Origin of the sequence: Cohnella yongneupensis (assembly GCF_042655785.1) — a bacterium.
GTDB lineage: Bacteria > Bacillota > Bacilli > Paenibacillales > Paenibacillaceae > Cohnella > Cohnella yongneupensis.
Map to the genome: position 1 here is coordinate 208,236 of NZ_JBHSNC010000057.1, position 17,300 is coordinate 225,535.

Genomic DNA, 17,300 nt, shown 5'->3' on the forward strand with positions numbered 1-17,300 from the left:
CCATGTCGTTGATGGACGCGCTGTTTTACTGGTTGCAGATGAAGTGGGTCTCCTCCGCCCGCCCCGATGACGCGGCGGCGAAGGAGACGCTTCTCTTTTTTGCCCAGATTTTGTCGGAAGACCACGAATTGACGTCGTTTGATGTCAGTTCCATCGAAGCCGCGAAAGTGTTCGTCACTTACGCGGCTAAAGATGGAACGACGCGCACGGTATGGTTCGATCGCGAAACGGTCGAACAATTGAACAGAGACATGTTCGGCGTTCAAGACGACGCGGAAGTTGCGGACGAGGACGACGAGGAGGAATTGCATTGAATCCACACACGCCTATGCCGCCTCGGTCGGGTAACCGGACGACAGCCAGGCCGCAGAAGAAAAAGAACGTCCGATGGGGCAGAATTACGTTTTTGATAGTTGCCGTTATCATTATCGGATTGGGCTCTTACGCAGGGTACTTATACTATACTTACAAAGACAATCTACATAAGATCGCAAGCCACGATCCGGACGCGAAGTCCGTACCGAAAGAGCAACGCGCCAACGTTAAGCCGGTGTCGCTTATGCTGCTCGGTCTGGACTACCGTAAGGAACTCGGCAGCATGAATACGGACGTCATGATGGTAGCCGCATTCAATCCGAAGACGAAGACCGCGACGGTCGTAACGATTCCGCGCGATAGCGATTTGAACATGGAAGGCTATAAGAAGCATAAGGTCAACGCTTATTACGCAGCTTTCTATTCCAAAGCGCTTAAGGACGGACTTGGCAAGGATGCGGCCAAAAACGAAGCGCAGGACGATACGCGCGAAATGCTGAGCACGTTTTTCGGCGTCGCTATCGATTATACGGCGGTTATAGACTTCCAAGGATTCGTCGACGTCGTAAACGCGTTGAACGGCGTAAAAGTCACGGTTAATAAAGATATGCGCTACGTCGATAACGCGGACGGAACGAATATCGATCTGAAGGCCGGCGAACAAACGCTGAACGGCGAAGACGCGCTTGGTTTCGTTCGTTACCGGAAGTCTAACCGAGGCACGGCGGCTTCGAGCGATTTTGAGCGCAACGAGAGACAGAGTCAAGTCCTCGGCGCGATTGCGGATAAGCTAAAATCGCTGGGCAGCATTACGAAGATCGACGACGTCATGAACGCGGTCGGCGACAATATGCGGACGGATATTCCGGAATCGCAGCTTGAGGATATGATCTCGACCTACTTCGGCATTAACCGTTCCGATATCCGGTTCATTCCGCTCGAGGGCGAGTGGATCAGCCCGTACGTTATCCTAAACCAGGATAAGCTTGCCGAGGCCAAAAAGGCATTGGCGGAGGAACTGCTGCCCGAAGGACGTCCGGCCGCTACCCCGGTTGCGACGGACGGCGCATCGGAATCCAATACGGCGAACTGATCGCCGTACAGGCGGGCGTAATGTCCGTTGGAAACGATCGGGCCATATGATATAATGGAGCCAGAAACGTGGCGGAGGGTTGCGGATGGCCGAAACAACAACCGTTCTAACCGATGCGCTCTATGCGCAGCTACAGAAGGAAAACTTCGTTCTGCTCCATACCGTCGACACCGATAGCGGCAGCCCGACGACCAGCGCGATCTCGTGGATTTACGCGGTAGACGCCGCGCGTCTGCGATTTGCACTCGATGGCCGTTCGCGTCTGATCGCCAACATGGTTAGCCGCCCCGAGACAAGCGTTACCGTATTCGGCGGGGGTACCGTTCATGCGGTCTACGGTAAAGCCGTCATGGTTGCCGAGCATCTGGATGGCGTTCCGTTCCCGCTTGCTTGTATGGACATCGAGATCACGGCCGTTAGAGACGCCATGTTCTACGGCGCGCGTCTGGCAGTGCTTCCAGAAGTACAAAAAACATACGATAAAAGAGCCGCCGACCGCTTGGATGGACAAGTGTTCGACGCCATGAAGAAAGCCCAGTGAGTTTATTTCACTGGGCTTTCTGTCGTTTTTACGGGCTTGTCCGTATCAATGGCTTTAATGCTCGAGCTTCTTCAAGTTATCGGTACCCATGTTCTCTGGAGCTTTCGGAGGGATAATGTTCCGCGGAATTTGCGGAACGAGCCGCCCGATGATATCGGACATTTCTTCCGCGAATCCGGCGATGGGCCTGCCGTTGCGAATGTCCGTTCTAATCTCGCGAAGACGTTGCCGCATATCCATATCCGCGGTAACGACCGCATCGATGCCGTAAGGATCTTTGCGGAACGCTTCGGCAACGGCATACTTCGTCGTTCCGACATGCGCGCGCTCCATTTTCTCGTCGACGTCTATTCCGACTACCGCGTATTTGCCGAACACGACGCAATTCGCGCCTTTCACGCCAGGTACGCCTTTCGCAAGCTGCTCTAGATGGGCAGCGACGACTTTTGCATCGGCAGTGCCGATTTTCGTCATTTTGGTCGATTGCGTTTTAACGGTGTTATTGTTCGAAGCCGACGGTTTGTTCCCGCAGCCTGCACCGCTCACCGCTAAGCTAAGCACCAAGAGCAGCGAGCCGCAGGCGCTTCCTATATTTCGTTTCATCCTTTGTTCACCATCCTAGTCTGGAGGGATGCCCGTTAAGCCGATCGAATGGTTTATTCCATCGGTATCGCAGGAATCGGTTGATCTATGGCTTTAGTGTTCCCCGACATGCGCGCACTATGTAACCAGTCGTCATTCATGCGTAGACAGAAGCGAGTAGCAAGATAATCCGCTGATCCGGGAGGGAATGCACTTGAGAAAAATTTACGTGCTAGATACGAATGTGCTGCTTCACGATCCTCTCTCCTTGTACGCCTTCGAGGATAACGAGGTCGTCATACCTTCCGTCGTGCTCGAAGAGATCGATTCGAAAAAAAGGTTGGCGGACGAGATCGGAAGAAACGCCCGCAACATATCTCGGGAGCTGGATCGCATGCGGGAGTTGGGACAGCTGCATAACGGGGTGCCGCTTCCCTATGGCGGATTGCTTAAAGTGGAGATGAATCATCGACGTTTCGTCAGGGTACAGGAATCGTTCGGGGAAATGACCAACGATAACCGGATACTCGCGGTGGCGTTGAATTATCATATGGAGGAACAGGAGAGCAGCGAACCCCGTCCGGTCATTATCGTCAGCAAGGACGTGCTCGTTAGGGTAAAAGCCGACGTGCTCGGCATTCCCGCCCAAGATTATTTATCGGACCATGTGCCGTCCGTATCCGACCAATACACGGGCCATCTTGCGCTCCACGTTCATCCTTCCGTAATTGACGAGTTTTACACGTACAGGGTACTTCATATTAGTCAACTCGGACTTAAAGTAACGCTGCATCCGAATGAGTTCGTTATTTTGCGGGATGAGCTCGGCACGTCCAAATCGGCGCTCCTCAAAGTGACTAGCGACGGCAAAAGGCTGGAGCCGCTTCATATGAGCAACGATCCGGTATGGGGGATTACGGCGCGTAACGCGCAGCAACGGATGGCTTTGGAGCTGTTGCTCAATGACGAAATACCGCTCGTAACGTTAACCGGACGGGCGGGTACGGGGAAGACGCTGCTGACGCTGGCCGCAGGTTTGATGAAAGTAGAGGATGAGCATAAGTTCAAGAAGCTGCTCATCGCTCGTCCGGTCGTGCCGATGGGCAAAGACATCGGATACTTGCCGGGCGAGAAGGAAGAGAAGCTGCGCCCGTGGATGCAGCCGATCTACGACAATCTGGAGTTTTTGTTCGATACTAAGAAGTCCGGCGATCTCGATAAAATTTTAATGGGGCTCGGCAGCATTCAGGTAGAAGCGCTCACCTACATTCGCGGACGCTCGATTCCGGGTCAGTTCATCATTATCGACGAGGCGCAAAACCTAAGCAAGCACGAGGTGAAGACGATCGTCTCGCGCGTCGGGGAAAACAGCAAAATCGTGCTGCTTGGCGATCCCGAGCAAATCGACCATCCGTACCTCGATTCGCAAAGCAACGGGCTTACGTACTTGGTCGAGCGTTTCAAGGAAGAGGGCGTAAGCGGTCACGTAACGCTTGAGAAGGGCGAACGTTCCCGTCTGGCGCAGCTTGCGACGGAGCGGCTCTAAGCTTCCCATACGGTCAAGCAGCCGTAGGCGCGCGCAACGCGATCGGCGAGCGAAGTCAGTTGCCGGTCGATCAAATGAAGCTGTCCGTTCGGTCCGGATAAGGTTCCGATTAGATGCTCTTCCAATTGCAACAAAGCCGGGGCGGTTTCCGCTTCCGGCTTTGTTGCTTTAAGCGCGAAAGCAGCCGTTAGCGATAAGTCGAAATAAACGTTGCCGGAACGCGCTTCGATGGCATAATCGGCAAATATCGGCGATTTAGCGATATCGCGCAGCGTCTCGGGAGTCAGCATCAGAAGCTCGGATCGTTCCGTCGCTATTCCGCGGCGCTCAAGAAGAACGCCGATTGCGGGCACAGGATGTGGGGACGCGAAGAAGACGAGCTCGTCGTGTTGATCGAGGGGAGGTGCTATTGCAGCAACCTCGGCTAGCATTTCTTCAAGTGAAACGGTGGAATTCGCCGCAGGAATTAAAAGTTCTATGCCGTATACGCGTTCTAACATCGAGCTAATCCTCCTCTAATAAAGCGCTTACCAAAAAAGCGAGACAGGCTGTGTTCATCCTGTTATCATGGATAATGCAAGCAGTACAGTATGCGATGAAAAAGGTGACGAACGTGGCGCGTCGTAAGATCGCCTTAGTTTTAATATTGCTGGGCATGATGGTTTTAATCTTATCCCCTTGGTCGGATGCGCCTCGGCACCAAGCTTCGCCGCCTGCGGTAGCGATCCCTCAAGGAGAGCCGATCACGGCTGCTATCCAGCAAGTCGACTTGCAGGAGCCCGCGAGCTTGTCCGTAGTCGTGGCGATGGACGAGGCGTCCTTCAAGCTGTTGGCCGAGCAGAACATCGCGTTTAGGCATAAACACTCGGATATTACCGTGACGCTTACGCGCATAGATCCGGAGGACGCGCATCGATACTTCGAACGTGCTTCGTCGCTAGAGGAAGCGGCGGACGTCATGCTGCTGAAGAGCGAATGGGTGAACGAGTTCGCCGCCTCCGGTTATTTGCTGCCGGCGGACGCAGCCTTCGTAGGCAAGGCGTTGACCGAGCAATTCGATGCACTGTCCTCGCTGGTCAAATGGAACGGCAGCCTTATGTGGGGCGTGCCGCTTAATATCGATCCTTACGTGCTCGTATGGAACGAGACGCTGCTGCGCGAATGGCTCGGTGATGGCGTTACGTTGCCGCTTACGCCCGAACAATGGGGTACGGTAGCAGCCCGCAGCACGGGGTCGTCGTCAGCTACAGGAGCTGCCGTCGATGCTCCGATAACGGATTCGGACGCTAGCCAGAAGACGGCAGGTCCGATCTCTTGGCTGACGATAGACCCTTACGATCCGTACGCGTTGCTCTCATGGTTGGAGAACGTCTCCGGACAAAGGACGGACGCGATATGGAACGATGCAGGAGAAAACTGGACGACGACGCCATTAGGAACGGCGCTCTCGTTGTTTGATACGAATAAAGCAGGCGTTCAGTTCGCGACAACGCCGGATTCGGCCGAAAACCAGTTATTGCAAGGTCAAACGCTCGTTGCCGAGCTGCCGTATTCAGAAGCGGCACGTCTTCTGGTGGAAGCTGAGAGCAATAGCCCTGCGATGAAGCTTAAGCTCGATCATTCGTCTTGGAAGCTGTCCTACGTATGGCCTCGCGGAACAAGCTACGTCATCTCCGCCGATACGTCGGTCGAGGAAGCCGCGATTACGTGGATTACGGAAATGACGGACGCGCCGATCCAAATCGCGAACGAACAAAAGCTAGGGCTACTTCCCGTCTATCGTTCGATCTACGATAACGATGCCCGGCTTAAAAATTTATTACCTGCGCGAAGCGGACAAACATTCCCTAATCAGGCATCGCTCGCGGTCGATCCGAAGCTTCCCGTTCGCATGAAGCAGCTGGAGAACTTGTGGAAAAGCTATGCATCCGGACAGTTTTCTCTCGACGAGTGGAAGCTGGCGTGGACGGAATCGTTAGCCGATCTTCAACGCCACGACTAGCTTGCCGTCTTCCAAGGTGACGCTTTGCGCTTTAACGTATTTGATCAGCTTCTGAGGGTAGAAGCCTAGATCGAACTCCCGTTCAAGGTCTTCGCGCGTCGTGTCGGGCAACTCCAATCCGTTGAATACGAGCTTATCGACGTGAAAAATAATGGCGTTCTCCGGATCGTTCACGACTTCGTAGCGGCCTTGGATCATCACTTTAATGTTGCCGTTATCGCCATTCATCGTCAGCATCCCGTTATCGAACGTAAAGGCGAAATCTTTGAAACGGTCGTCCTTAGAGCGAAGAAAATCGTTCAATTGCTGATCCGTGATCGTAAGCTTCGCTTTTAAGCCGCTTGTCGATAACATGCCGGGCGTTTCTTTGACCCACGTCGGCAAATCGTGCATCGCATCGGCTAGCGCTTTGAAATGCTGCTTCACTTCGTATAGACCGACGTTTTTCCAATACGCCTGCAACTCATCCATTAATTTGCGCAGCATATCGGCATCGCCGCTTGCGGCCAGCGCGCCATCGACTTCTTTTTGCAAAGCCGTAATCCGAGCCCGCTGTTCGATCAATTGCTTAGACACGGAGTCCAGATCGGCTTTGTTCCGCTTGAGCTGATCGTAGCCGTCGCGTAGATTTTTGTACTCCTCGGCATATGAATCCATAGCGCGTTGGTCGGATTGCATAACCATATCCATCAGATCCCACGCTCGAATCAGATCGGGCAGCGACTTGGCGACGAGGATCGAATTAAGCCAAAAATCTTTATGACCCATATAATAAGCTCGCAGCACGCGCCCGGCTTGCTCCCTTTGAGCGGCGATCGCGACTTCCTGCTTGTCGAGCTTATGTTGCGTTTGATCGATCGAAGCCTGCGACTCTACGCGAAGCTTGGATATGCGGTCTATTTCTCTGTCGAGCTCTACGACCGACAAGCTTTTCTCTAGCAGCTGTCTAGTTTGTTCGTCCATCGGCTCCGCGTTGATCGGAAGCAGCGCTTCGGCTCTCGAGAGCAACAGTAGCCATACGATGACGATAAGGACAGCCCGACTTGCAAGGCGCAATAAGACCCCCTCCTTCCACAACCGGTCGTCTAATCCTATGCTATTATAATATGACAGCTCCTATGGGGAAAGGTATCAGTCCAATGCATGCACAACAACGAACGACGCCGCTATCGGCGATCATAAAGTCGGAGATTGCCGGAAGCAGGCTCAGAGGCGAAGCTCGAGCGCCGGGCACAGCGGAGTTGTCCGCAATCTCCTTCCACCATTATATGTCGCTCTGTCTCTATCATCCCGATTATGGATATTATCGCTCGGGAACCGCCCGCGTCGGGCGCGACGGGGATTTTTATACGAGTGCCTATATCGGAGAAGTTATGGGCGAGCAATTGGCGCATACGATCGCCGGTTTGGCGGACGAGCATTTTCCGGGCGCGCATAAGGTAGAAGTCGTCGATTGGGGCGGGGGTACCGGTCGGCTTGGCCGGCAGATGATGGATGCGTGGGCAAGCGGGGACGAAGCGGGGAGCAAGTTTAAACTGACCGTTATCGATGGCAATCCCGAGCATCGCCGCGAGGCTTTGGTACGGCTTGAGCCTTACGTCGCAAGCGGTAACGCGCGCGTAATCGGCGGGGAACCGGATGATCTTCCTAACTGGGACGATCGTCCGGTCATCGTGGTCGCGAACGAGCTGCTCGACGCGTTCCCCGTGCATAGACTCGCGAAGCGGGACGGACGCATTCGGGAATGGGGAGTCGCATGGGATGAAGCTTCGGAAAGGTTTATCTCTTGTCTATTGACGCGGAACGAAATGGATTGGACGGATTGGCTAGAGGAACAAGGAATAAAGTTGCTGGAAGGGCAGACGTTCGAGGTCAACCTGCAGGCGGCGGATTGGATCCGATCGCTAGCCCATCGAATGCCGCGAGCATTGCTTGTTCTGATCGATTATGGAGACGATAGCATTGAGCTGTCCGCTCCGCACCGAATGGACGGGACATTGCTTTGCTATCACAATCATCGGGCGCATAACGATCCTTACCACGTTCCCGGCGAGCAGGACTTGACCGCCCACGTGAATTTTAGCCATACGCGACGAGCGGCCGAGCAATCGGGTTGGAAACAGCTCTGGTACGGCACGCAGAAGCGGTTTCTCATCGAATCCGGCGTGATGGACAAGCTGACCGAGCACCGGATCGCGGATCCTTTTCACCCGATCGCACGGCGTAATAGAGCTATTCGCCAGCTTTTGCTGTCGGACGGGATGAGCGAGCTGTTCAAAGTTCAAATTTTCGAAAAATAATCCAAATAAAAACCGGGTACATGCAGATTGCGCATCTGCTTATACCCGGTTTTGCTTGTTATCGTTGAATTACACTGGCATTCCCATCTCGAAGACGGACCAGTAGGTGAACCCGAGGAATGCAAGAACCATATAACCCCAGAACATCATGAGGTATGTCCGTTCGGAGAAGTTCAAGTATCCCAGCAGGAAGAAAGCAGCTGTCTGGAAGAAGAACAGCAACGACATCTCATACATGTCGCCCGCGAATGCCATCAGACCGATGACAAGGGTCCAGAAGCCAAGCACCCGAAACATACGTGCCACGAAGTATCCCCCTCTCTAACTAAAGCATATTATACCTTTTGGGCAAAATGGTGTAAACCGCAACTCGTGACGAATTGGCAAACTTTTCGCTTTATCCCGTAGCATTGCCCCGCACCGGTTCGATTATGCGATGGCGTTCGACCGGCCCCGGGACGTGCTTAGGTATAGTGATTCAAAAAATGGATATACATAGAAGTATCCGATAGATTCTATGAATTCTACGACGGGCATAGAAATGAACAAAGACCGAAACATACGGAACTAAAATAAGGAGGGAATAGCTCCCATGACGGCTATCAGACAAGACGCGTGGAGTCCGGACGACGATATGATATTGGCGGAGGTCACCTTGCGTCATATTCGCGAAGGTAGCACGCAACTGGCGGCATTCGAAGAGGTGGGGCAACGTATCGCCCGCACTTCGGCCGCATGCGGCTTTCGATGGAATAGCTGCGTCCGCAAAAGATACGACGACGCGATTGGCATGGCCAAGCAGCAGCGCCAAAAACGCAACTACTTGAAAAAACAGGGCATAACGACGATCTCCGGATCCGATCGCATCGCTATCGAAGAGGTCGATTCCGGCAAAGCGGATTTGTTGTCCGCGGAATCGATGTCTTTGGAAGCGATTATACGCTACTTGCGCCAATGGAAGGGCACCGTTCAAGAGATGAGCAGGCAAATCCGGCAACTAGAGAAGGAAGTCAAAGAGAAGGAAGATCGCCTGAGCGAATTCAGAGAGCAAAACGACCGGCTTTCCAAAGAAGTGAATGAGGTTCAGACCGATTATCGCGTCGTGAACGATGACTATAAAGCGCTCATTCGTATAATGGATCGTGCTCGCAGGCTCGCTTTTCTGACGGAGGAAGTAGACGAGGACCGGACGAGATTCAAAATGGACGCGAACGGGAATCTAGAACGAATCGAATAGAATAGGTTTGATTGCGGCCCGCGGGGACTATCCTCGCGGGCTTTGCTTTGGTATCGTAAGCGATAAGGAATGGAGCGGAAAGGATGACCACAGATGACTTCGCTTAGCATTATAGGCGGCGGATCGCTAGGCTTGCTTCTCGGAGGCAAGCTGTCCAGGGCGGGTTGCGCCGTGACGATCGTGACCAAAACCGCGGAGCAGGCGGAAAGGTTAGCGGAAGCGGGCATTACGATAGAAGACGCCGTGGCCGGCGAGCCTTCGGTTACCGTGCCGATAGAAGCGGTCGCCGTCGAAGACGCGTCCGCGACGGACGGGCTGGCGCTGCTGACCGTGAAGCAGACCGCGCTAACGGACAATTTCATGAAGTGGCTGGCTGATATCGTGCCGATCGGCGCTACTGTCGTGCTGTTCCAGAACGGCGTCGGACATGTGGACAAGCTTCGGCTGGGGCTTCCGGGGCGGGAGTTGTTAGTTGCCGTCACCACCGAGGGCGCTCTCCGTACCGGCCCAACGACGGTGCTCCATACGGGAAAAGGCGAAATTCGCATCGGCGAGTGGGGCTTAAGTCACGACGAAGAGTGGGATGCGAATAATCAAAATAGTCGGGAAGACGCTTTGAAAACGCCATTCGTTCTGGAATCGTTATTCAAACAGGCAGGATTTACCGTTATTTTGTCGAACAAGTTGGAAGAGGCCGTGTGGCGCAAGCTGTTGATCAATGCCGTCATTAATCCGTTAACCGCGCTTTTGCGCGTGAGGAACGGACAATTGCCCGCGACGCGGGAACGGATGGAGTTAATGCGAGCGTTGTTCGATGAGACATACACGATTTTAAGTAATCGCGGGTTGGCGGAAGAGCGGGATGCGTTATGGCAGTCGGTGCTCGCGGTTTGCGACAGTACGAAGCGTAACGAATCGTCCATGCTGCAAGACGTTCTCTCCGGACGCGAGACCGAGGTCGATGCGATTAACGGCGCGGTCAGCCGGCTTGCCGCGGAACAAGGGATGAAGGCGCCTTGGAACGATGCGATATGCGCGCTCGTGAAAGCAACCTGATTATTCGAGGGAGATTACAAAATGAGTACGATCTTCGACGTGTTGACGCGCGTATACGCAACGATCGCTTTGATACCGATCATCCCTTTCTTCGTCGTCTATTTCGTCGTTTCGACGAGAGGTGGAGACCGCAAGCGGGCGATTCGCGCCGCCATGGACGTAACGACGGCGTTTCTGATCGCGACCGTCGCCGTGCTGATCAATCTCAGATTAGGGACTACGTTCGGCTTGTACCTGATCATTCTTATTATGCTGATCGTCGGCGGTCTGATCGGCAACGCGCAAAACCGGGTGCGAGGTCAAGTGGACGCGGCTAAGCTGATCCGGGCGGTATGGCGTCTTACCTTTTTCGGGATGTCGGTCTTATACGTTATATTCATGTTTGTTGAAATCGTCGTTATTTTCGGAAAAGCCGCTTAATCGTTTGCAGACTCAGCCGTCCCCCCGGAACGGCTCTTTTGTTTTGACGTGCTTTCTGGTCTTGTGTAAAATCAACTGTGATAGTATTCCGACAGATCGGGGGAACGTTCCCTTTGAATATTGCATCTCTTACCGAAAGCAACGATACGTCTATCGCGGAAAAGTTCCGCCAAGGAAGTCCGGAAGCGACCGAATTGTTCGGCCTTCATCCCGCGCAGCCCGAACATTGGCGTGCGCGTGCAGCCAAGCTAGATGCTTCTGCCGATCGCAGGGCAAGCGTATCCGGGATCGCATCGGCGATCCGAGCCTATCAAGCCCAGCTACCGGCACATGCCGAAGCGTCCGAATCTCTCGCGAGACTCGAAAGCGGCAACGCGCTCGTCGTCGTCGGCGGGCAGCAAGCCGGGTTATTCGGCGGCGCATTGCTCATTTTCTATAAGGCGCTTTCGGTCGTGCAGACGGCGCGCTACGCGGAGAAATTGCTCGGAAGACCCGTCGTTCCGGTGTTCTGGATCGCGGGCGAAGACCATGATTTTGACGAAGCGAATCATGTGAACATCCAGGCGGCCGACGGCGGCGTAAGGCGCCTGCGCATCGATCGTCCCGAGGGACCGCGGCTAGCCGTCAGCCGGACGCCTCTATCGGCGAAAGACTGGCAAGCGTCGCTGCAGGAGCTTGCCGTGCAGTTGCCGGATACCGAGTTCAAGCCCGAGCTGCTAGCCCGCCTGCAAAGTTACGTCGAAGACGCGCCTACGCTGAGCCTGGCGTTCGCGAGGTTGCTTGCCGATTGGTTCGGCAAAGAAGGGCTGCTGTTGCTCGATGCCGACGATCCGTCGCTGCGGGCGCTCGAAAGACCGATGTTCCGCGAGTTGATCGAACGCAACGACTTGTTGGAGCAAGCGCTGAAAGCGGGAGAGAATCGCGTCAGCGAGCTAGGTTTTCCGTTGCAGGCCGAAATCGCGGAGCACAGCGCGAACTTGTTCTTGCATCACGAGCAAGGACGATTGCTGTTGCATAAAGATGAAGAGAATTTCGTTGATCGCAGAGGCAATGTCGCTTACACTAGAGAGCAGTTGCTCTCGTTGACGGATAGCGCGTCGGACGTGCTTAGCACGAACGCGCTGACAAGACCGCTCATGCAGGATTACGTGTTGCCTGTGCTTGCCGCCGTTCTTGGTCCGTCGGAGCTAGCTTATTGGGGCATTTTGGGACCTGCTTTCGAAGCGTTCGAAATGTCCATGCCCTTATTGATTCCACGCCAATCGTTCACTTATTTACCGCACAATATCGGCAAGTTGATGGACAAGTACGAGTTGACCATCGATGCCGCGTTGCATGAATGGGCGGACAGGAAATCGCAATGGCTGAGCCGGCAGGATCGCTGGAATCTCGAAGAGAAATTCGAGCGGGCGCGGGAACAGTTCGCGAGCCTTTACGCACCTATCATGGATACGGTAAGTTCGTTGCAGCCCGGGCTGGCGAAGCTTGCGGAAAGCAACCGCGACAAAATCATGGAACAGATTTCTTATCTCGAATCCCGTTCGATCGACGCGATCGCTAAGCAGCACGAAGCCGCGCTGCGCCAATGGGATCGCATCCAGCTAGCGCTTACTCCGCTTGGCAAGCCGCAAGAGAGAGTATACGGAACGATCCATTATTGGAATCGCTACGGCTCAGCATGGCTCTCCCAATGGTTGAACGTACCTTACGAGGTAACGGGCGGTCAGCGGATTGTCGAAAGCTTGATTCCGGCAAACGATTAATTTTTATCAATCATACTAATTTCGATTTTATTGGAGGCAATCAGCAGATGGCTACTACGACTAAAAGCATTGTGCGCGACCTTACTTTGGCACCCGAAGGCAAGCTTAAAATTGATTGGGTTCAGGCGCATATGCCCGTTTTGAACCGTATTCGCGAGCAATTCGAACGCGATCAGCCGTTCAAAGGACTTCGCGTCGCGATCTCGCTTCACTTGGAAGCTAAGACGGCTTACTTGGCGAAAGTCGTTCAAGCCGGAGGCGCCGAAGTCGTAATCACCGGCAGCAATCCGTTGTCCACGCAAGACGACGTGTGCGCGGCGCTGGTAGAAGACGGAATTACCGTATTCGCAAAGTATAATCCGGATCCGGTAGAGTACAAAGATTTGATGGTGAAGACGCTGGAGACGAAGCCAGACCTTATTATCGACGACGGCGGCGACCTCGTTTCGATTCTGCACGCAGAGCGTCAAGATTTGCTCGCGAACGTTCGTGGCGGCGCGGAGGAGACGACGACGGGCATTTTGCGCCTTAAGGCGATGGAAAAAGACGGCTCGCTTAAATTCCCGATGGTCGCGGTTAACGATGCGTTCTGCAAATACTTGTTCGATAACCGGTACGGTACGGGTCAATCGGTATGGGACGGCATCAATCGGACGACGAACTTGGTCGTCGCGGGCAAAACCGTCGTCGTTAACGGGTACGGTTGGTGCGGCAAAGGCGTCGCGATGCGCGCCAAAGGTCTTGGCGCTAACGTCGTCGTGACCGAAGTTGACGCGATTCGCGCGGTGGAAGCGTACATGGACGGCTTCACGGTACTGTCGATGGCCGAAGCGGCAAAAGTAGGCGAATTCTTCGTAACGGTTACGGGCAACAAAGACGTTATCCGCGGCGAGCATATCGCGAACATGAAGGACGGAGCGATCCTGTCTAACGCGGGTCACTTCGACGTCGAAGTGAATCTGGTAGAGCTTGCAGCGATGTCGGTCAGCAAACGGATCGTTCGCCGCAATATCGAGGAGTACCAGCTCAAAGACGGTCGCCGCATTTACGTGCTGGCTGAAGGACGCCTAGTTAACTTGGCGGCAGGGGACGGGCATCCGGCCGAGATCATGGACATGACGTTCGCGCTTCAAGCCCTCTCTCTTCGTTACGTGAACGAGAACTACGAGCAAATCGGCAAGCAAGTCGTTAACGTGCCGTACGATCTCGACGAGCAAGTAGCCCGCACGAAGCTGGAGTCGCTCGGCATCGCGATCGACGCGTTGTCCGAAGAGCAGAAGTCCTACTTGGAAAGCTGGACGGCTCACTAAACTTTTAAGCGAATCCCGCAGGCGCATCGTTGCGCTGCGGGATTTTTTTGCGCCTTTACAACGATATCCCGCTCGCTCAGTCTCCTTCGTCCATAGCACCTTTACAACGATATCCCGCTCGCTCAGTCTCCTTCGTCGATAGTGCCTTTACAACGATATCCCGTTCGCTCAGAAAGGTTAGTGGCACCCTTTCCTGAGCGGAGGGGATATCGTTGTAAGTAACTTTTTTCGGTATAGCCATTTCTGGAAACCTTTTCTTGATCCCCTTCGTCTATGCCACTAGAAACGATAAAAAGGGGAGATCGCAATGGAATGGTTCGGATCGCGCAAGCTTCGTTTCGTGTTGACTATCGTAGTTGCAATCGGTTTGATGATGGGGCTGGCAGCATGCTCGAGCTCGAATAACAGCGATAACGACTCGGCTGCCGCCGCAGGCGAAGCAATGCCGCAACAGAACGCTGCGGTTGCCTTTTCCGAGGCCAAGGATGTCTCGAACGCTCCCGTCGATCAAATGGCCGTACCATCGTCGGCACCCGAAGAACCCGCGGCGCAAGAGAACGGAGACGGATCGCCTCCTACCGTCGGAGGCGGAATCGGACCGATCGCGGACAGCGATTCCGGATACGGCCGCAAAGTGATTTACCAAGCCACTTTGGTCATGAAAGTAGAGAAGTTCGAGACGGCCGAGGAACAACTAATGAATCTTATCCATATGACGACAGGCGCGTACACGCTGCAATTTTCCGATAGCCGCAATCCCGACGAGACCGGCGCGAACTACGTCATTAAAGTGCCGTCGCAAGGATTCACTTCTTTTCTCGACGGTCTGAAGCAGATCAAAACCGTTCACAAGGAACGGAATGTCGCGGGCAACGACGTGACGGAAGAATACGTGGACCTAGGTGCAAGACTCAAAGCGAAGCAAACGGTGGAAGCCAGACTGCTCAGCTTCATGGACAAGGCGACGAGAACCGACGATCTCGTTCAGTTTTCTAATGAGCTTGCTCGCGTCCAGGAAGAGATCGAGCAAATCAAAGGCCGTATCCGTTACTTAGACCAGAACGTAGCGTTCTCGACGGTCAGCATACGCCTTTATCAAAGCTCGGGAACGGCCGCGTACGCGGAGCCCGAGGAAGAAGCTAAACCTAAAGACTTCGGGGATCGCGTCTATGACGCCCTGTCTGGTAGCGCGAAGGTGCTACGCCAATTCGGAGAAGGAATATTAGTCGTATTGGCTGCGTTGCTCCCGATCTTAATCGTAGCGTCGGTAATCGGAATCCCAGCATTTTTCATCCTCAGAAGAAGGAACGCGGAGCGTAAGGCTAGAGCCGAAGACAGAAGGAAGCAACTGAACGCGCACAATCTGACTCTAGCTAATAACAACGACGCCACTGATGGCGAATCGGAGCGCATTCGGCCTTCCGTGGATACGTCAACCGACACGAATCTAGACGATCGTACAGATCGTTGAACGAGCATGCCGACAGAAAGAGGAATCGGTCGTTAATCGCCTAAAATATTTTTTAACAAATCCTGCGATCCTGGCAGGATTTTTATTTTATGACGCGAATTATCATCATAAGTGGTTTAAAGTGGTGGAAAGTGGTGGAGGATGGGGGGTGCAGAGAGCGGATGTTTTTAGGCGAATTTCAGCATAGCATCGACGACAAGGGACGTATTATTATCCCGGCGAAATTCCGCGAAGCTCTCGGCACGGATTTTATCATCACCCGCGGCTTGGACAACTGCTTGTTCGTATACCCCCGCAAAGAATGGAACGCGCTCGAAGAGCGAATGAAGGCGCTGCCGTCCATGGCCGCCAACGCGCGCGCGTTTTCCAGGCTCCTTTTCTCCGGCGCATCGGAATGCGAATGGGACAAACAGGGAAGGGTAAACGTGCCGAACCACTTAAGGGATTACGCCAAGCTGGACAAAGATTGCACCGTCATCGGCGTATCCAGCCGGGTGGAGATTTGGGATAAAGCGACATGGGAACAATATTCCCGCGAATCCGAAAGCTCGTTCAACGAAATCGCGGAGAAGCTCGTCGACTTCGATTTCAACTTCTAATACGCTAACAAACCTATTAAATAAACACTTAGACAAGAGAGACGGACCCGACTTCAGGGTACCGGGGGGCAGAAAATATGTTTCACCACGTAACGGTATTGAAAGAGGAATCGGTAAAAGGCTTGAATATACGTCCGGACGGCATCTACGTCGATTGCACGTTAGGCGGAGCGGGACATAGCGAATTAATCGCCAGCCAGCTCGGACCCAGCGGTCGGTTGATCGCTTTCGATCAGGACGACGCCGCGCTTGCCAACGCGCGGATCAGGCTCGCTTCCTACGAACAGGTCGTCACGCTAGTGAAAAGCAACTTCCGCTACCTCAAGCAAGCGCTTCGCGAAGTCGGCGTTCCGGAGCAAGACGGTTGTCCGCAAGTAGACGGCATCTTGTTCGACTTAGGCGTCTCGAGTCCGCAATTGGACGAAGCCGACCGCGGCTTCAGCTACAATCACGATGCGGACCTCGACATGCGGATGGATCGTGACGAACCGCTGACCGCAAGAGAGATTGTCAACGAATGGGACGAGCGGGAGATCTCAAAGATCCTCCGCGATTACGGCGAAGAGAAATTCGCCCGCAAAATCGCGGCCAACATCGTCAAAGCGCGCGCGAAAGCGCCGATCGAGAAGACGGGCGAGCTCGCAGAGCTCATCAAGATGTCGATACCGGCGGCAACTCGCCGTACGGGCGGCCATCCGGCCAAGCGTTCGTTCCAAGCGCTGCGAATCGCGGTGAACGACGAGCTAGGCGCATTTGAGGAAGCGCTCAAGCAATCGATAGACTGCGTTAAACCCGGAGGGCGGATCGCGGTCATCACGTTCCATTCGCTAGAGGATCGGATTTGCAAGACGACGTTCTCACGCGAAGTAGCCAGCTGCACCTGCCCGACGGATTTCCCGGTTTGCGTATGCAACGGAGGCGACGGTAGGCTGAAGCTAACGCCGCGCAAGCCGATCGTGCCTACGGAAGCTGAGCTGGAAATTAATCCGCGCGCAAGGTCCTCCAAACTCAGAATAGCCGAAAAACTCGCAGAAGCGGGTTCATGATAGACAATGCCTAAATTCA

18 protein-coding genes are annotated in these 17,300 nt (G+C 54.1%); 14 read left to right on the plus strand and 4 right to left on the minus strand.

Annotated elements, in window-relative coordinates; all coding sequences use genetic code 11:
- Window positions 1-2 precede the first annotated feature (2 nt).
- From ACFPQ4_RS22290 to ACFPQ4_RS22300, 3 genes are all read left to right on the plus strand, one after another.
- Window positions 3-314, plus strand: a complete 312-nt coding sequence (locus ACFPQ4_RS22290) for a hypothetical protein (protein ID WP_378114128.1) — start codon at window positions 3-5, stop codon at window positions 312-314.
- Window positions 311-1,408 carry an LCP family protein gene (locus ACFPQ4_RS22295; RefSeq protein WP_378114129.1) on the plus strand — a complete coding sequence of 366 codons (1,098 nt, stop codon included), beginning with the start codon at window positions 311-313 and terminating at the stop codon, window positions 1,406-1,408. The genes ACFPQ4_RS22290 and ACFPQ4_RS22295 overlap by 4 nt, the downstream gene beginning before the upstream one ends.
- 85 nt (window positions 1,409-1,493) lie before the next feature.
- On the plus strand, window positions 1,494-1,949 hold the full coding sequence (locus ACFPQ4_RS22300; protein WP_378114130.1) for a pyridoxamine 5'-phosphate oxidase family protein: 456 nt from the start codon (window positions 1,494-1,496) through the stop codon (window positions 1,947-1,949).
- A gap of 54 nt (window positions 1,950-2,003) precedes the next feature.
- Here the strand turns inward: ACFPQ4_RS22300 and ACFPQ4_RS22305 are convergent, their stop codons facing one another.
- The gene (locus ACFPQ4_RS22305; protein WP_378114131.1) at window positions 2,004-2,552 is read right to left on the minus strand and encodes a YhcN/YlaJ family sporulation lipoprotein; all 549 of its coding nucleotides are present in this window, start codon (window positions 2,550-2,552) and stop codon (window positions 2,004-2,006) included.
- A 193-nt stretch (window positions 2,553-2,745) separates the two neighbouring features.
- Between ACFPQ4_RS22305 and ACFPQ4_RS22310 the strand changes: the two genes are divergently transcribed.
- On the plus strand, window positions 2,746-4,077 hold the full coding sequence (locus tag ACFPQ4_RS22310; protein ID WP_378114132.1) for a PhoH family protein: 1,332 nt from the start codon (window positions 2,746-2,748) through the stop codon (window positions 4,075-4,077).
- Here the strand turns inward: ACFPQ4_RS22310 and ACFPQ4_RS22315 are convergent.
- A complete protein-coding gene (locus tag ACFPQ4_RS22315) occupies window positions 4,074-4,577 on the minus strand; it encodes a hypothetical protein (RefSeq protein ID WP_378114134.1) in 504 nt (167 codons plus the stop codon). The genes ACFPQ4_RS22310 and ACFPQ4_RS22315 overlap by 4 nt on opposite strands.
- 95 nt (window positions 4,578-4,672) lie before the next feature.
- Between ACFPQ4_RS22315 and ACFPQ4_RS22320 the strand changes: the two genes are divergently transcribed.
- Window positions 4,673-6,079, plus strand: coding sequence for an extracellular solute-binding protein (locus tag ACFPQ4_RS22320; protein ID WP_378114135.1), 1,407 nt, complete (start codon window positions 4,673-4,675; stop codon window positions 6,077-6,079).
- On the opposite strand, the gene ACFPQ4_RS22325 is transcribed toward ACFPQ4_RS22320, so the two are convergent.
- On the minus strand, window positions 6,053-7,135 hold the full coding sequence (locus ACFPQ4_RS22325; protein ID WP_378114136.1) for a coiled-coil domain-containing protein: 1,083 nt from the start codon (window positions 7,133-7,135) through the stop codon (window positions 6,053-6,055). The two genes, ACFPQ4_RS22320 and ACFPQ4_RS22325, sit on opposite strands and share 27 nt — an antisense overlap.
- An 83-nt stretch (window positions 7,136-7,218) precedes the next feature.
- Here ACFPQ4_RS22325 and ACFPQ4_RS22330 point away from each other — a divergent pair, with 83 nt between their 5' ends.
- Window positions 7,219-8,379, plus strand: coding sequence for a class I SAM-dependent methyltransferase (locus ACFPQ4_RS22330; RefSeq protein WP_378114137.1), 1,161 nt, complete (start codon window positions 7,219-7,221; stop codon window positions 8,377-8,379).
- Between the two features lie 69 nt (window positions 8,380-8,448).
- Here ACFPQ4_RS22330 and ACFPQ4_RS22335 read toward each other — a convergent pair whose 3' ends face one another.
- Window positions 8,449-8,685, minus strand: a complete 237-nt coding sequence (locus ACFPQ4_RS22335; RefSeq protein ID WP_378114138.1) for a DUF2626 domain-containing protein — start codon at window positions 8,683-8,685, stop codon at window positions 8,449-8,451.
- 286 nt (window positions 8,686-8,971) lie between these two features.
- Here ACFPQ4_RS22335 and ACFPQ4_RS22340 point away from each other — a divergent pair, with 286 nt between their 5' ends.
- From ACFPQ4_RS22340 to rsmH, 8 genes are all read left to right on the plus strand, one after another.
- Complete coding sequence (locus ACFPQ4_RS22340) at window positions 8,972-9,616, plus strand: RsfA family transcriptional regulator (protein ID WP_378114139.1); 645 nt, start codon at window positions 8,972-8,974, stop codon at window positions 9,614-9,616.
- Between the two features lie 93 nt (window positions 9,617-9,709).
- Complete coding sequence (locus ACFPQ4_RS22345) at window positions 9,710-10,672, plus strand: ketopantoate reductase family protein (protein ID WP_378114140.1); 963 nt, start codon at window positions 9,710-9,712, stop codon at window positions 10,670-10,672.
- Window positions 10,673-10,693: 21 nt separating this feature from the next.
- Window positions 10,694-11,092, plus strand: a complete 399-nt coding sequence (locus ACFPQ4_RS22350) for a DUF3397 domain-containing protein (RefSeq protein WP_378114141.1) — start codon at window positions 10,694-10,696, stop codon at window positions 11,090-11,092.
- A 113-nt stretch (window positions 11,093-11,205) separates the two neighbouring features.
- Complete coding sequence (bshC, locus tag ACFPQ4_RS22355) at window positions 11,206-12,855, plus strand: bacillithiol biosynthesis cysteine-adding enzyme BshC (RefSeq protein WP_378114142.1); 1,650 nt, start codon at window positions 11,206-11,208, stop codon at window positions 12,853-12,855.
- A gap of 47 nt (window positions 12,856-12,902) precedes the next feature.
- Entirely contained in the window at window positions 12,903-14,165 is a 1,263-nt protein-coding gene (locus tag ACFPQ4_RS22360; protein ID WP_378114143.1) for an adenosylhomocysteinase, read from the plus strand.
- Between the two features lie 307 nt (window positions 14,166-14,472).
- Entirely contained in the window at window positions 14,473-15,636 is a 1,164-nt protein-coding gene (locus ACFPQ4_RS22365; RefSeq protein ID WP_378114144.1) for a DUF4349 domain-containing protein, read from the plus strand.
- 161 nt (window positions 15,637-15,797) lie between these two features.
- Entirely contained in the window at window positions 15,798-16,235 is a 438-nt protein-coding gene (gene mraZ, locus ACFPQ4_RS22370; RefSeq protein ID WP_378114145.1) for a division/cell wall cluster transcriptional repressor MraZ, read from the plus strand.
- 77 nt (window positions 16,236-16,312) lie between these two features.
- Window positions 16,313-17,281 carry a 16S rRNA (cytosine(1402)-N(4))-methyltransferase RsmH gene (gene rsmH, locus ACFPQ4_RS22375; protein WP_378114146.1) on the plus strand — a complete coding sequence of 323 codons (969 nt, stop codon included), beginning with the start codon at window positions 16,313-16,315 and terminating at the stop codon, window positions 17,279-17,281.
- Window positions 17,282-17,300 lie beyond the last annotated feature (19 nt).

What these genes read in the sequence shown, in the direction of transcription:
- ACFPQ4_RS22290 (WP_378114128.1), top strand. Translation starts at nt 3, where the DNA reads ATGTCGTTGATGGACGCGCTGTTTTACTGGTTGCAGATGAAGTGGGTC.
- ACFPQ4_RS22300 (WP_378114130.1), top strand. Translation starts at nt 1,494, where the DNA reads ATGGCCGAAACAACAACCGTTCTAACCGATGCGCTCTATGCGCAGCTA.
- ACFPQ4_RS22305 (WP_378114131.1), bottom strand. Translation starts at nt 2,552, where the DNA reads ATGAAACGAAATATAGGAAGCGCCTGCGGCTCGCTGCTCTTGGTGCTT.
- ACFPQ4_RS22315 (WP_378114134.1), bottom strand. Translation starts at nt 4,577, where the DNA reads ATGTTAGAACGCGTATACGGCATAGAACTTTTAATTCCTGCGGCGAAT.
- ACFPQ4_RS22320 (WP_378114135.1), top strand. Translation starts at nt 4,673, where the DNA reads ATGAAAAAGGTGACGAACGTGGCGCGTCGTAAGATCGCCTTAGTTTTA.
- ACFPQ4_RS22330 (WP_378114137.1), top strand. Translation starts at nt 7,219, where the DNA reads ATGCATGCACAACAACGAACGACGCCGCTATCGGCGATCATAAAGTCG.
- ACFPQ4_RS22340 (WP_378114139.1), top strand. Translation starts at nt 8,972, where the DNA reads ATGACGGCTATCAGACAAGACGCGTGGAGTCCGGACGACGATATGATA.
- ACFPQ4_RS22345 (WP_378114140.1), top strand. Translation starts at nt 9,710, where the DNA reads ATGACTTCGCTTAGCATTATAGGCGGCGGATCGCTAGGCTTGCTTCTC.
- ACFPQ4_RS22350 (WP_378114141.1), top strand. Translation starts at nt 10,694, where the DNA reads ATGAGTACGATCTTCGACGTGTTGACGCGCGTATACGCAACGATCGCT.
- ACFPQ4_RS22360 (WP_378114143.1), top strand. Translation starts at nt 12,903, where the DNA reads ATGGCTACTACGACTAAAAGCATTGTGCGCGACCTTACTTTGGCACCC.
- ACFPQ4_RS22365 (WP_378114144.1), top strand. Translation starts at nt 14,473, where the DNA reads ATGGAATGGTTCGGATCGCGCAAGCTTCGTTTCGTGTTGACTATCGTA.
- mraZ (WP_378114145.1), top strand. Translation starts at nt 15,798, where the DNA reads ATGTTTTTAGGCGAATTTCAGCATAGCATCGACGACAAGGGACGTATT.
- rsmH (WP_378114146.1), top strand. Translation starts at nt 16,313, where the DNA reads ATGTTTCACCACGTAACGGTATTGAAAGAGGAATCGGTAAAAGGCTTG.